The following is a 13912-nucleotide window of genomic DNA, read 5'->3' as shown; positions in this document are numbered from 1 at the left end:
CCAATCCTCAGATCCGGAAGTTAACGAGTTTACGAAGGATCAGCGCGTTCAGGACGACGCAAGTGATGATGAACGCGGCTGCGGGAATGAAGAGAGGATCATCCATGACGCCCCGGTAGTAGTTGGGCGTCGTGATCATGGTCCAGGTGAAGATAAACACCGGGATGATAGAGAGGATCCAAGCGGTCATCCTGCCTTCCGCCGAGATCGCCTTGATCTTGTTGCGCAGAGCTATCCGGGCCCGGATTACCTGGCTCAGGATCGCCACGACGCGGGCGAGATCACCGCCAGTTCCATGCTGGATGCCGACGCTCGCGGAAAGATAATGCACATCTTCGAGATCGACACGGCTCGAGAAGTCGACGAACGCATCCGTCAGATCGTCGCCGAAGCTGACCTGGTCGAAGATGATACCGAATTCCGTTCCGACGGGATCGGGCATTTCGGCGGCAACGGCCTGGACTGAGGTGTTGAGCGGGTGGCCCACACGCAGGCCGCGCGCCAGCAGATCAAGCGCATCGGGAAGCTGCATCGTGAGCTTCTTCATCCGCTCTTTCGCCTTAGATTTGACCCATACAACGGGCAGGAACATGCCGATGAGGAAACCCGTGCCGAGTGCGATATAGGCGTTCGCCATCGTTAGGCCGACCACGACCGTGCCGAAAGTCAGCAGCATGCAGACCAGCACGAATTTCTTCGGCTTGATGATGAGGCCGGCTTGCTGAAGGTCGCGTTCGAAGTTTCCGATGAACGGCAGCCTTGTCAGCCGTCCGCCGGAGTCGCGGGGCTTCAGAACTTCGAGAATTTCCTCGGTGGTCGCCCCTTTCTCGATCATCTTCATGCGCCGGCTTCTCGCCTCTGCCGCATTTTCCGATCTGCTCAGGATCTGGATAATCCCGGTGAATGCCAGGAACACGCCCAGCGCGACCCCGACATAGATGACGTAGAGAGCGTCGTTGCTTTCGAGAAATGCTTCCACTGGATTATCCCATCGATGTGAGTTTCAGGGCAGACACGTCGACGCCGGCAGCGACGAGATGATCCCAGTGACGCGGGCGGATGCCAGTCGGCTTGAATTCGCCGAGGACTTCGCCGTCATCCGACATGCCGGTGCGGTGGAAGATGAAAATGTCCTGCATGGTGACGACATCGCCTTCCATCCCGGTGATCTCCGAGATGCTGACCACCCGGCGGCGGCCGTCCGAGAGACGGGCGAGCTGCACGACGAAGTGGAGACCCGATGCGATCTGTGTCCGGATCGCACCCAGCGGCATGTCGATGCCCATCATCGTGACCATCTGTTCGAGACGGCCAAGGGCGTCACGGGCGCTGTTAGCGTGAACCGTTGTCATCGACCCGTCATGGCCAGTGTTCATGGCCTGCAGCATGTCAAAGGTTTCCGCGCCGCGCACCTCGCCCACGATGATCCGGTCGGGGCGCATACGCAGCGCGTTCCGCACCAACTCGCGCTGGGTGACCGCGCCGCCACCAGAAGGGTTCGCGGGGCGGGTTTCGAGGCGGACGACGTGTTCCTGCTGCATCTGCAGTTCGGCCGCGTCTTCGATCGTGACGATCCGTTCCCTATTGTTGATATTCGCAGACATGGCGTTCAGCATGGTCGTCTTACCGGAACCGGTGCCACCGGAGATCAGGATGTTGAGCCGGGAGTTCACCAGACCCTTCAGAAGGTCTGAGGCCGTCTGCGACATCGCCCCTGCCGAGACCAGACGCTCCATCGTATAGGGCATCTTGGCGAATTTTCGGATCGACATGGATGGGCCGTCGATTGCGCAGGGCCGGATGATGGCGTTCACACGGCTGCCATCCTCGAGACGGGCATCGACCCAGGGGTTTGATTCATCGACGCGGCGGCCGACGCGCGAGACAATCTTGTCGATGATCCGCAGGAGGTGCTTTTCATCACTGAAGCGCACCTTGGTCTTTTCCAGGATGCCAGAGCGTTCCACGAACACGCTGTCATGGCCGTTGACGAGGATGTCGTTCACGGTCGGGTCTTCAAGCAGCGGCTCGAGAGGGCCGAGGCCGAGAACCTCGTTCATTAGGTCGTCCACCACCCGCTGGAAGTCCTTCGACTTGAGCGGGGTGCGCTCCGATGTGACGACCTCGGTGACGAGGGCGGCCACTTCGCGCCGCAGATCTTCGGGAACGACTTTGTCGATCACGGCGTAGTTCAGCCGGTCGAGAAGAGCTTCGTGAAGACGGCTCTTGAGTTCCAGGAGCTTGATCAGATCACGGTCTTCCTGGCTCAGATCGTCCTCGGGCCGGAAGGCAGCAACCTCGGGCTTGAGGGCGATGACGTTTGCCTCTGCTTCAGGGGCACGCTTGTTGAAGTTCTTGAACATTGATCAGCTCCTCAGGCCTGGTGCTTGTCTTCGGTGTCGCTGGAAGAGTTCGCCAGCGCTGCGATGGTGGCCTGCCCGAGGCGGCCGATGGATTTCGCAAGGGCAGACCGTCGGGCAACGGCTGTCAGCGGGACGCCGCGGTCGAGCGCCTCGCGCGCTGCGCTTGGGTCTTCTGGGATCCAGTGCAAGAAGGGACGTTCGAGAAGTTTCGAAGCTTCAGCGTGGTGCCGCTTCTGCACGAGCGGCTTCTTCTCGTGGTTGATGACGATGTCGATCTGAAGATCGAGCTTGTCCTCGGTGTAGAAATCGATAAGGCGGCGCGCCTGGCGTATCGACGGAACGGCGCTGTCGGTGACGAGCAGCATCCGGTCGGTGGCATCTAGAAGCGGGGCCAGCCAGTCCACGAGCGCTCGGGGCAAGTCGAGTACGACGTAGTCGAACCGCTCCTTAAGGATTGAAATCAAGGATTCGACATGCTCGGGCTTGAGCGCCTCGAGCGGGGCAAACTTGTCGGGGGCGGCCAGGACGTGAAGGCCCGAGTCCATCTTCGTCAGCGACTGTTCGACCATCATGGCGTCGATCTCGCCGCCATCGACGGCCACGTTGTAGAGGAGGTTGGCCGGCGGCACCTCGAGGAACGAGCCCACTGCGCCGAATTGAATGTCGAGGTCGACGATCACGACACGGTTGGCTTCGGTCTTGCGGCCCTGGCGCGTCTGAAGACTGTCGGCGAGGTTGACCGCCACCGTCGTAGAGCCGACGCCGCCGCGGGCCTGGGTCACCGTGATCACCTTGCCAAGTTCGAGGCGCATCCCGGAGCGCGCGCCTTCGATAGCTGCAGCTTCGCGCTGCTGGATCAGGTTGTTGACGTAGCCGCGCAGTTCATCGGCGGAGATCGAGTCGGGGAAGACCTCCTTCACGCCGGCGGCCGTAAGCTTGCGCACATCGGCGAGCGAGGTCGAATCGCTTGCGATGGCCACGATCTCGGCCTTGTTGCGGCTGGATTTCTTGATCTCTTCGATCGCCTTCAGATCCTGCTCCACGTCTCCTTCGGAGCGGAAGAAGATGACGTCGTGCACTTTTGCGAGGGCGTGAGACGACCCGTTCAGCTCTGTAAGCGTCGCATTGCGTTCATCGAACGCAACGTTCGACATCGTCGCGAGCGCTTCCCGTAACGCGGGGGTGGCATCGGGGTTCTTCGTAACGAGAACGATTGATTTGTTGGAAGCCTTGCTCATGACACTTTCCTTCCTGAAAAACTATCCACCGGTACCGAGATTGAGGTCTTCTCCCGGCATGGTCACGCCCATGACGGGGAAGGCGAAACCTTCGTCGGAAAACCCGTCGAGTGTTGTGTTGGGGGTTGCGCCGACCAGTTGGGAAAACCGGCCGAGCGGTGTGAGGAACCGAAACCGCGCCCCAGTAAGTTCTACGGTCACTTGTGGTGTGTACGGCCCGCCAAGAAACCCGAGATTGGAATCATAGGCGTAAGTAAACTCGATATCATCTATTTGCGTCCCCGGAGGGAACGCGGCTCCGACAATATCCCAGATCTCCTGCGCCGTCTGATAACCCAGCGACTTAGGGTCGATTGTGCCTGCGGTACACGTTACCGGCGGCTCAACCCTGCAAGGGCTCGATGGATCGCTACAATTCGTACCGAACTGCGGTGTCGGAAGCGACACGTCGGGCGCGCGCGCGAAATGATCGGGCGGAATGGGACATACGGCAGGGCGCACGACCGCGATGCGGGTCGCAATGTGCATCGCGCGTTCTGCGTGATAGTAGTGCAGCAAGAAACGACCGAAATCGAGGGAACCGAGGAACAGCAGGAGGAAGATGATGATCGCCAGGGCAAACTCGACAAGGGTCGTGCCGTCTTCTTCCTGGGCAAAGCGGTTTGCCCGGTTTCTGATATGCGCAAGAACACCAATCATATTCCGTAGATCCTGCTTCTGTCGGTCACGGTTGTATTGATCGTCGAGAGATCACCACCGGCAAATCTGAATATTCCAGCGAATGGAAAGCGGATTGTCAGGGGTGCGGTTACTTCAGCGATTGGCGCCTCGCCTCCACGGTAGGAGTTGTCCGCGCTGCACGTGTAACTGACGGTCACCGTTCCGACCGTAATTCCGTTCGGGAACAGACGCTGGGCCTGAACGGTTTGCTTAACCATGGTATCCGCCGAGCTGACAACCGACGCTGGAATGCTTCCTCCGGTGATGCACAGATCCCGTGGGGCGACCCTGGCGACGTATCGGGAGGTATCCCGGACCCCAGCGATGACTGCCTGGTAGCTCCACATCATCCGTCCTCCCTCGATGATCATTGCGAAGAGCATCAGGAACACGGGGAGCAGGATCGCCAGTTCGACCAATGCCGCGCCGTCGTCTTCGCGACGGAACCGCGCGGCAAGGCGTGAGAGGTATGTAGGAGAAAGCCGCATCATCAATCCACCAACTGAGGCACTTCACGGAAGATCGACGTCTGGTAGGGATCGTTAGACGGGATAACTTCGATGATCTCGCCCCAAATGTCCAAACTACTCGAGTCAACGTCTACGGGCTCTGTGATGAAGAAACGGATTACCATCTCCGATCTGACCCCAGTTTCGGAGCCGTTTATCCCAGAATACCCGTCATGAGCGCCGCAGTAGACACCAGCAGCCAGCATTTCACGACGTTCAGCGCCTACTGGGCCCGAGGACGTTGCGGGGGTATTGCACTGGGGAAGGCCGGATTGCTCCACCGGCGAGCCGGCGTGCGGTATTCCACCTGTCCCAGTCAGATTATCGATTTCTGCTACGTAGATGTCATATCGATTGGCCGCCAGGATTGAGGCTGCATCTGCGAAGCCAAGTGCTGTTACGGCATTGTCGACTGAACCATAATTCTTTTCTAAATATGCAGTTACGTCCCATGTATTTGGCTCGCCAAAACGACCGGACGGATCGAAGTCATTTCCAACCTGGCAATCGCCGTCGTAGAAGCACTCGTCGCGCGGGAACCCCATGGTTTCTGTGTCAATAGAAGGGTCCAGTTCGGTCAAGTCGACGAAATCATTCTTCTTGAGGCACTTACCGGTTTGTTCCTCGAGGCTATTGTGAACCTGGTTACTCGTTATAATCGGTGCCGGGGCGTAAATATTTTCAGGATGCTGGTCTGCATTGTTCATCGAGTCCCAATACCGATCGAAGCGGGTGTTGATTGAGTTGCCAGTTATGCCTTTCTTCTTCCCAGTTTCGGTGTTGAATGTATTATCTTTTATGCAGCCGGCAATCGGCCCCATTGCTCCAAGGACGCACCGTAGTAGGGGGCCGGTGCCCTTTCCAATAAGGTCTCCACACGGGCCCGATGGATTGATTTGAAGAGATTCTTCGCTGATGAACCCCCAGTTGCCGGCACCCCAGCGATCACCGGCGTCACCGGCCACCAAAAGAATTTGCGCACCTGGCTGAAGGTTAGATTCGTCCCCTGGCGTCGTTGTACCATCTGCATTCTCCTTCTCAGGTAGGCAGAAGAAGATCTGCAAGGCGTTACAGGTGTAACTACTCATTCCCGCAACCGCGAAGGCATTTGCAGTGTTGTTTGGTGGGGTGCCGCCAGTCATCGCAGCAAACGCATTTGCGAAAGTGAGCGGGACCGTCTGTTGTGTGACCTGAACACGCACATATTCGGCGTCTTCGTCACCAAGAGCGACAAATTGTGTTGCTCCGAGTAACTTGTCGGGCAGGTTGTTGTGGAACGTGATCGTGAAATCCGCCGCGCCGCTCAGGAGGTGCCCGCCGGAGCCATAGGTCTGGAAATCCTGGATCAGGTCCTCGGCGGCCTGTGTCGCGCGATCCCTTGCGCCTAGCTCGCCGTCAAGCTCGCCCGCCGCCGCCAATGCCACGTGGTCAGCATATGATTGAAGCTCTGAGCGAGTGACCCCGATCCGACCCATGTCGAACGACATGGCCACCAGCCCGAAGAGGAGGATGAACATCACACCCCACAGTACAAGCGTGGCGCCCTCTTCATCTTCCATGAAGGTGTCGATCTGCCGGATCGGTTTCATCGCACTCGTTCCTCTAATGACTATACCAACCGGATTCCCGTCTCAGTTGCCGCTGTAGCCGTAGATCGTGGGATCTTCCTCGGTCACGTTGAGTGCGCGGCGTACGCGTATCGTCGGCTTCGGCTGATCTTCAGGAAGAGGCGAAAGCGGCTGGATGACGTCGCTCAGCTTAATGGACTCCAGCGGCTTATCCTCCTCAGCTTCGAGTGTCCGAAGCGTCAGGCTCAGGCGGCCTGCGGATTGTGCGAGTGCAAGCGTCTGGCCCTGTTCCGGCGTCACCTCGACGGTCACCGTGCGGGTCACCTTTGGAGCATCGGTTTGCTCATTTGCATTCTGGTCAACGCCGATGATGCGAATATTTTGCAAAATCGTGATGGCGCGGAGATTTGATCCACCACCTTGCGTGAGAACGATATCCACAAAATCGCCAGGCGTCACAAACCCACCGACAGCGGTCGTGGCATTCACGCTGATGGCCATAGCGCGATTATTCTTACCGATCGTCTGCGTGATCGTGATTTTCTCACCAAATTCTGACACCTTGTTCACCAGAATAGGCTCCCCCTGAGACATGGCGCGACGTGCGCGACGGGGTGCGCCATTTTGGGCTGGCAAGAGTTCCTCGAACGTATTGAATACCCCAGCTGGGACCGCATCTACTGGCCAGGAGATGGACGTTAGCATGTGAGCCTCGATGGGCTGGCCAAACTCGATATCGCGGCTGGCTACGATAACGTCGACGATCGCGCCTTGCTCGGCGAGTGCCGCCTCTGCACGTTGGGCTTCGAGAAAATCGCGGGCCATGTAGGCCGACGCGCCTGCTAGGGCGAGGCCGACTACAGCCGTGAAGATGGAACTCAGTCTCATGGTCTGTGTCCTCAGGTTTTGGTGTGCCGGTAAAGGGAACTGGCAGGCGGATTATATACTTGGGTAATTCGATGCGGTTGCAGCGACCCCAAGTTGGGATCGCTGCAATGAACTTTCTAATCAGCCGCCGTCTCCAGTCGTCCCACCACAGAGCGCTGTGCCAGCGCCAGCCGTGGTCGTGGTCGGCATACAGTCGCCGGCGGTGTCCATCGACGAGTTGATGTTCGAGGACAGACCAGCGAGGCCAAGAACGCCCACGCCAACTGCAACAGCAACCGCAACGCCGTATTCAACGAGGGTCACGCCACGCTCGTCGCGGGCAAACATTTTGAAGAACTTCATCATTTTTTCGTCACTCCAGTTCAGTGATCGCCACCTAAACGAGGTGGCAGACAGAGAGCCGTCATTTGGTACTCGTGACAGCATTGTGATCGTACGCAGGTGCGCCGGAGCCGCGCATCGTCCCGATGTATGGAAAATACAACCTTAAGATGAATTGCACCGCCGCGCGGCGATTTTCGAACACGCGAGCGCCACGAAGCTGCCCCATTTGTGGCTCGAAAGAGGCCACCGCCGTCAATTTTGCCTTCAACCCAGAGGGAATCGGTAGTGACGGATGAGCCATTCCGAGGATTCCCGAAACAATCAAAAAATCCGCCAGGAATTTCACGCGGTTCCGTGACCAATCCCGCATGGCGGCCTGAAGAAATCCGCATCTTTATGAAAGATTTTAGCTTTCTCGCGCTCTGCCAGTGGACCGGGCGCGCTCCTATGCCTTTGCGGCGTGATTGGCCATGTGCCGCGCACGGCGCCAGATGGCGATGACCGGGCAAATCAGCAGCACCGGTGCGACCGGCAGCTCGAGATGCTTTGCGAGATGGATCACGATGGGCGCGAAATGCCCAACAGCGAGAAGCGGCACTTCGTAGGGAAGGAACCCTGTTCTGCGTGCCTCTTTCCAGGCGATCAGCGATCCGGCGAGGACAAGCGCCCAGTCATAGGTGAAGCTGTGGGGGGCGACGAAAAGCGATGCGCTCATAAGAAAGGCGAGAACGATCCGGTCCGGCGCGCCGGCCCTGCACAGCCCGACCAGAAGCCCGGCGATCAGCACCGCCACCGCCACATGGCAGGTAATTCCGATCCAGAGGGGTGCCCCAAGAAGCGTGAGACCAGCGAGGATCGAGGCCGACAGTGGGGCGGGCAGCCGGTTTTCGCCCAGATGCTCCCGCGCGCGAAGAAGGCCGTTCTGAAAGAAATGGATCCAGCCCTCCGTTCCGAAGGCCCAGGCCGATAGGGCAATGAGCGCCAGGCTCAGCGCAACCGCCAATCCGATCACGCGCCATTTGGCCCGGGCCAAGAGGAAAACCGGCCACAGCACACCCAGATGGGGCTTAACGGTCATAGCGGCCAGAGCGGCGCCTGCAAGAAATGGGCGGCGGTCGAGGAACCGCACAGCCAATAGGCAGAGCCCGGCGATCAGGAGCCCGTTCTGCGCAAGCAGTGCGTTAAGCGCGATCACAGGCGACGCCATGACGATCCAGAAATCGTGGCGATCCGTGATCCAGGGGCGGACGGCAACTGCAAAAAGCAGGGCGGTGAGCGCAAAAAACAACGCTCCGGCAAACGTCAGAGGAAGGAACGCCGTCCAAAAGACCGCGAACATGTAGGTTGGCGGATAGAACCAAGGCGCGTAATAGGCCTCCCAGCCCAGGTATCCGCCCTGGATCTGCCGCAAGGTCGCATCGTCGTAGGCCAAGGCGAAATTGCCCTCCAATGTCAGTTCTGCAGCAGAGTAGAATGCGATGAAGTCGATGAACGGAGCGAAATTGCCGACCCCAATCATCCGTCCGCCGACGCTGATGCCGATGATGATGAGGTAGGCGATGAAGATCAGCTTTGGATAGACCTTGAGCGGCCGCGGTAGCTCCTCAGGCCGTTCTTCAACTAGTGCTGGTCGCACGTCTTCTCCCCGAGCATCCATATCGGTCATCAGTTAATGCTTCCCGACCTCGCCAGCCAGATGGCTTACGGGCAGGGTGGATAATATCGGTTGTTTCGTCAGCTTAAAGTTTTTGCGGGCAATAGTGCTATGGGCAAGGGCAACCAATTCGGCGTCGCCCTGATTTCATCTCATGTGTTCCCGAAGCTGCGCGTATGGGCGAACCCAATTGATTGAGAGGCAAGCCTTTTAGTTCGCCACCCATGAGGCGATCGGTGGCCAAAGCAATCTACCTTAGCTGACAGACGCACAGACGGCACATCGTGAACCCTACTTCCCGATGTCCTAAAGTAAGTCCACACTCTACAGAAATGATCGATGCTACCTGTCTCCACCAGGCCCACGAGGCGGAGACGAGTCTGCGGCAAAAGGGTGCAAGGAAGCATGGTCGGCCGTGCGAATGGTTGCATAAATACCACATTACTTGCCGCTACGGCCGGCGAACGGCGCTGAAAGAGTGCCGTCAAGTCGCTACGCGCCGCGCCCGCTGCCCAAAGATCTTCCTCTCCGTCACTACCTTCGCCGTAGCCGCTATCTTCCTGGCTCTAAAATTTGTTGTTCGGGTGCCTTTGTTTTTATTGAAGATTCGATGTTTGCAAACGGATGCCATCGTTCGTGTTGGAAGTTGCAGAAGCCCAGTAACTGTGGAGGTCGGGTCTCCGACAGCGCAATATTTTCGATTCCGCTTCGTTCAGAGGAGCCGATCCCAACACATCCCGGACTAACGACTCTCCTTAAGGCCCCAGATCTCAAATCGATCAATTGAGTCAACAATTACATACGACGCTTTCAAAAATGAGGCCAAAGCCGGAAATTCATCAATCATCTGACGAGAATCGCGTATCTCCCCGGTAACCCAGGGTGTGGCGTCGCGGTACTGCAAAACAAAGAGTTCCGGTGGATCGCGGTTGAGACGGGCCATCAAATCCGCCGTATAACGGCCATCATAGTAGTTGACTACAAAAGGCCAAGAATAAGGATATCGGTGTAGTGGAGGTTGCCGCACATGAAAATAAAGCATCGTTTCGTAACCCCATAAAAAGAAGTTATCCTTTGGGCCTAACATACCGTTGAGGCGGTCTGCGGCAGCTTCGATTGCTGGAGAGGAGAAGTCCTCCGCCACATGATCGGCCGCAACTGTCATCTCCAACGTTTCATCATACTGAGCGACTGCAGGCAGAAGCATATCTGACCAGGGCAGCAATGACAAAATGAACGCCCCTGAGAAACTGACGAATAGTTCTCTGCGGAACTTAACGTGAGGGACCCGAGCTCCAATATTTACTAAAATCTGCCAATTGAGGACAGTAGAAGATGTCATGGCAATTAGTAGCGGCAACGAGTGATAAGGGAAGCCCTTTCCCTGAACCCAGTAAGAGACCATGCCTGTAATGATCCAGATGCCGAGAATAATATTGGCAGTATTAAATTTCATCAAAATTAGATTCCTAATCAAAAACCAAACTGAAATAAAAACAAGCAAACCGACAACCTTTGAACCTGAGAGCGCGTAAATAATGCCTCCAATCATTGCATCGGTTTGGGCTTTCCAGCTGGATGCATACACAAAAACGTAGCTTTGTATGGAGAAAAAATCAAAGATTGAACCCATAAGGGCCAAAGTCAAGCAGCAGATTGCCAGGGCCAGAATGCCCCCGAATAAAAAGAAAAAGAAATCTTTTAATCTAAAGACGAAACGAACATCATCAATAATGAATGGCGCAAAAACCGCCAACGCTGCGGTGCCAATTGTGTACTTTGTCGCAAATGAAAGGCCTAAAATAAATCCGGCCAGTGTAAACCAGATAATCCTTCGCCGCATCCATCCATTGAGTAACGCAAGGAAGAAAAAAACCAGGAGAAAGCCTGCCCAGCCATCCGTTTGTGCTCGCGTCCAGAAATCTAGATTGTAGTATGCTGAAATAAAGGTCAGGGCGGCAAGAATACTTGGTACGGTGTTTAGCTCCATGCGCAGCAACAATAGAAAGATGCCATAGGCTGTTCCACATACAGCTATCAGGTCGAGCAATCGTATGGAACTGGCGTAGTGCCCAAATGCCAACTGAGAAAAAGCATGTATTGCAGTTGTTATGGGAGGTTTAACATTGTAGACTTCAGAATATGTGGGCAAGCCTTCAATCAGCGCGTACCCGATCGTTGCATGGATGCCCTGGTCTCTGCCAAATGGTTCGAACAAGGTCCAATATCCAGCCAGCAAGGTAAATATAGCTAGTGCTAGAAGCAGTTGCAGGTGACGCTGGATTGCCACGTCGTCTCCTTATTTACGTGGGACAGTCAAGTTCAGTTCGGCGCGTTCGAGAATGTGTGGAGAGAGCAAAAAAATGCATGTCCAGCCAAAGGGCTCCGAGAACCAAAGTCCCTCAGTCCAAGAAGGGCGCCTAGATCTGTCCATAGTGGTCCCGTTTCTGAATGAGCGAGAAACGCTGAAACCGCTCTATGAACAAATCTCAGCGGTGCTTTCGGAGTTGAAAGTGTCCTTCGAAGTGATCTTTGTCAACGACGGAAGCAACGACGGAAGCCGCGAGGTGGTTGCAGAGATTGCGAGCAGCAATGACAATGTGCTGACACTGAATTTCAGGCGGAACTTCGGTAAGGCTGCCGCCCTATCGGCAGGGTTCGAGCGCGCAAAGGGCGCGATTGTGATTACTATGGACGCGGACCTGCAAGATGATCCTAATGAGATCCCAAAGTTCCTTGATGCAATCCAAAAAGGAGCGGATGTTGTAAGCGGATGGAAAAGAGTTCGAAACGATCCCTTAAGCAAAACATTGCCGTCGAGAATCTTTAACGGGCTCACCGCGACCATATTTGACATCAAGCTGCATGACATCAATTGCGGATTTAAGGCTTACCGTCGTGAAGCCTTACGTCATCTCAACTTATATGGAGAGCTTCACCGGTTCACTCCGGCCCTCTTAGCAGGTGCCGGCTTCAGTATTGCAGAAGTTGAGGTGCAGCACCATGCTCGGGAGTTCGGTAGATCAAAGTACGGTTGGACACGCTTCATTAAAGGCTTGCTGGATCTAAGTACAGTTCTACTCCTAACGAGATATGGAGCGCGCCCACTACACTTCTTTGCATTAGCAGGATTGCCGCTACTTATCCTCGGTTCAGCATTTGTCATTTATCTCAGTGCACTATGGTTGGTTGGGTTAGGTCCGATTGGTACGCGGCCTCTTCTTCAGATTGGCATTCTGTTTATTGTCACCGGCGTTCAATTTCTGGGTATTGGACTGGTTGCAGAACTACTCCGTGCCTCTAATACCAGTCAGGGCGAGCAGTACATAATCGACACTTCTGGAGAACCCTCCGAATGACACCAGGTATTCTGATGCGAAAGGTCTATGTCCTTGGAATGCGAAGTGTAAGGGCCGTTCTGAGAGCTGTTGGATTGCTTAATTTCTTGGAGGATTCAAAGAATGTACGAATTACTTGGATACGTTCTCTGTTTGCAATTTATGATTTTGAAGATATGAAAATCATCGGCTTACCATGGTGGACGTTCAGCGGAATCAATGCGGTAGAAAAGTTCCTTGGTCAAGAAAAATCGAAGCGAGTATTTGAGTGGGGAAGCGGTGTGAGTACAATATGGCTCTCAGAGAGGAGTAAATATGTAGTCTCAGTTGAGTTTGACACACAATGGTTCGAACGTATTTCTAAGGAAATAAAAGAAAAAAATAACATTGACTATCGTATGGTTCAAGCTGAGGCGCACGGGAATGTCGAATCTAACAAGAGAGGATTCTCCGACAAATATTTTGACGCTTATGTCGGGGCCATCTCCAGAGAGCCTGAGCCATTCGATTTAATTGTAATAGATGGGCGTGCACGAGAAAGATGTCTTGAGGCAGCAATTCCACATCTCAAGGCAGGTGGCATTATTCTTTTCGATGACACCAGCCGTCAGAGATATATAGAGGCCATTTCGAATTCAGGACTCCCGGCAAAAAGATTTAATGGCTTGGCAGTAAGCCTTCCATATCCTGGTTCGACTACATTGATAGCTCGCGAAGAAGAGGTTCTCAACGGTTTGATGAAATGAGAAAAATATTGTACATCATCAGTAGAAATGTTGCGGCCATAACAAGTGACATGGACAGAGAATTAACGCGTATTCCCTCGAATGTGAGAAGAGCAGAGGCTGTGGCGCGAAGGGCGAAAAATCTCAGTGAAACTGTCGGTTTTCCAAACTTTCTAGATTCCCATGATTGAAGAATCCAGGATCCAAGAAATATGGCGCCTCCAGTCAAGCCGATAAATTCGGCTTCAAGATTCACAAAAAGTTGATTGATCTCCTGGAGCATTGCTGTTCCCTTCACGCTCCTGCCCATCCTTTGATAACCCTTTGAGTATTCCAAAGTTTAGGATCAATGTCCATTATCACCGTCAAAATCAAGACATGAGCGGAGGTGACACTTGAGGTGGGGGGGCTTAATCTTCAAGTCAAATAAATCCTTCCATTCGATATGTACGAAATTCTTTCGAAATCCTTGCGCAATTCCGACCAGTTGTGGTGCGATAGTTAGGGGCAGGACCCATTGATCAGCTGCTGTGCTTGTGATTCACCGGCGAAAAACGAGCGGTAACATGAGCAATCTCTTCTGGC

Annotated in this window: 13 protein-coding genes; 2 read left to right on the top strand and 11 right to left on the bottom strand. The window is 55.0% G+C overall.

Going from position 1 to position 13912, the window contains the following annotated elements:
- Positions 1-7 precede the first annotated feature (7 nt).
- The 11 genes from RXV90_RS21885 to RXV90_RS21835 form a co-directional block, all read right to left on the bottom strand.
- Positions 8-979, bottom strand: a complete 972-nt coding sequence (locus RXV90_RS21885) for a type II secretion system F family protein (RefSeq protein ID WP_316651824.1) — start codon at positions 977-979, stop codon at positions 8-10.
- A gap of 4 nt (positions 980-983) precedes the next feature.
- A complete protein-coding gene (locus RXV90_RS21880; protein WP_316651822.1) occupies positions 984-2363 on the bottom strand; it encodes a CpaF family protein in 1380 nt (459 codons plus the stop codon).
- Between the two features lie 11 nt (positions 2364-2374).
- Positions 2375-3601, bottom strand: a complete 1227-nt coding sequence (locus RXV90_RS21875) for an AAA family ATPase (RefSeq protein ID WP_316651820.1) — start codon at positions 3599-3601, stop codon at positions 2375-2377.
- 21 nt (positions 3602-3622) lie between these two features.
- Positions 3623-4300 (bottom strand): TadE/TadG family type IV pilus assembly protein, encoded by a 678-nt coding sequence (locus RXV90_RS21870; RefSeq protein ID WP_316651818.1) that lies wholly within the window; start codon positions 4298-4300, stop codon positions 3623-3625.
- Positions 4297-4812, bottom strand: coding sequence for a TadE/TadG family type IV pilus assembly protein (locus RXV90_RS21865; RefSeq protein ID WP_316651816.1), 516 nt, complete (start codon positions 4810-4812; stop codon positions 4297-4299). Before RXV90_RS21865 ends, RXV90_RS21870 begins: the two co-directional genes overlap by 4 nt.
- Positions 4812-6419: a pilus assembly protein TadG-related protein gene (locus RXV90_RS21860; RefSeq protein ID WP_316651814.1), complete on the bottom strand. Its 1608-nt coding sequence runs from the start codon at positions 6417-6419 to the stop codon at positions 4812-4814. The genes RXV90_RS21865 and RXV90_RS21860 overlap by 1 nt, the downstream gene beginning before the upstream one ends.
- Positions 6420-6461: 42 nt before the next feature.
- Positions 6462-7286, bottom strand: a complete 825-nt coding sequence (gene cpaB / locus RXV90_RS21855; protein ID WP_316651811.1) for a Flp pilus assembly protein CpaB — start codon at positions 7284-7286, stop codon at positions 6462-6464.
- Positions 7287-7406: 120 nt separating this feature from the next.
- The gene (locus tag RXV90_RS21850) at positions 7407-7613 is read right to left on the bottom strand and encodes a hypothetical protein (RefSeq protein ID WP_316651808.1); all 207 of its coding nucleotides are present in this window, start codon (positions 7611-7613) and stop codon (positions 7407-7409) included.
- Between the two features lie 76 nt (positions 7614-7689).
- Positions 7690-7956 carry a hypothetical protein gene (locus RXV90_RS21845; protein ID WP_316651806.1) on the bottom strand — a complete coding sequence of 89 codons (267 nt, stop codon included), beginning with the start codon at positions 7954-7956 and terminating at the stop codon, positions 7690-7692.
- Between the two features lie 99 nt (positions 7957-8055).
- On the bottom strand, positions 8056-9276 hold the full coding sequence (locus tag RXV90_RS21840; RefSeq protein ID WP_316651804.1) for a glycosyltransferase family 87 protein: 1221 nt from the start codon (positions 9274-9276) through the stop codon (positions 8056-8058).
- A 730-nt stretch (positions 9277-10006) separates the two neighbouring features.
- Positions 10007-11554 (bottom strand): ArnT family glycosyltransferase, encoded by a 1548-nt coding sequence (locus RXV90_RS21835; protein WP_316651802.1) that lies wholly within the window; start codon positions 11552-11554, stop codon positions 10007-10009.
- A 52-nt stretch (positions 11555-11606) separates the two neighbouring features.
- Here RXV90_RS21835 and RXV90_RS21830 point away from each other — a divergent pair, with 52 nt between their 5' ends.
- Both RXV90_RS21830 and RXV90_RS21825 read left to right on the top strand, forming a co-directional pair.
- Entirely contained in the window at positions 11607-12623 is a 1017-nt protein-coding gene (locus RXV90_RS21830; RefSeq protein WP_316651800.1) for a glycosyltransferase family 2 protein, read from the top strand.
- A gap of 14 nt (positions 12624-12637) precedes the next feature.
- Entirely contained in the window at positions 12638-13348 is a 711-nt protein-coding gene (locus tag RXV90_RS21825) for a class I SAM-dependent methyltransferase (protein WP_316651798.1), read from the top strand.
- Positions 13349-13912: the final 564 nt, after the last annotated feature.

The sequence above is a fragment of the Ovoidimarina sediminis genome, from assembly GCF_032586175.1.
Taxonomy (GTDB): domain Bacteria; phylum Pseudomonadota; class Alphaproteobacteria; order Rhodobacterales; family Rhodobacteraceae; genus Ovoidimarina; species Ovoidimarina sediminis.
The sequence above is the reverse complement of the archived record's forward strand: the minus strand, read 5'-3'. Positions and strand labels throughout refer to the sequence as shown.

Coding starts and splice junctions, on each gene's coding strand:
- RXV90_RS21880 (WP_316651822.1), bottom strand. CDS start 2,363: ATGTTCAAGAACTTCAACAAGCGTGCCCCTGAAGCAGAGGCAAACGTC.
- RXV90_RS21875 (WP_316651820.1), bottom strand. CDS start 3,601: ATGAGCAAGGCTTCCAACAAATCAATCGTTCTCGTTACGAAGAACCCC.
- RXV90_RS21870 (WP_316651818.1), bottom strand. CDS start 4,300: ATGATTGGTGTTCTTGCGCATATCAGAAACCGGGCAAACCGCTTTGCC.
- RXV90_RS21865 (WP_316651816.1), bottom strand. CDS start 4,812: ATGATGCGGCTTTCTCCTACATACCTCTCACGCCTTGCCGCGCGGTTC.
- RXV90_RS21860 (WP_316651814.1), bottom strand. CDS start 6,419: ATGAAACCGATCCGGCAGATCGACACCTTCATGGAAGATGAAGAGGGC.
- cpaB (WP_316651811.1), bottom strand. CDS start 7,286: ATGAGACTGAGTTCCATCTTCACGGCTGTAGTCGGCCTCGCCCTAGCA.
- RXV90_RS21850 (WP_316651808.1), bottom strand. CDS start 7,613: ATGTTTGCCCGCGACGAGCGTGGCGTGACCCTCGTTGAATACGGCGTT.
- RXV90_RS21840 (WP_316651804.1), bottom strand. CDS start 9,276: ATGACCGATATGGATGCTCGGGGAGAAGACGTGCGACCAGCACTAGTT.
- RXV90_RS21830 (WP_316651800.1), top strand. CDS start 11,607: ATGTGTGGAGAGAGCAAAAAAATGCATGTCCAGCCAAAGGGCTCCGAG.
- RXV90_RS21825 (WP_316651798.1), top strand. CDS start 12,638: ATGCGAAAGGTCTATGTCCTTGGAATGCGAAGTGTAAGGGCCGTTCTG.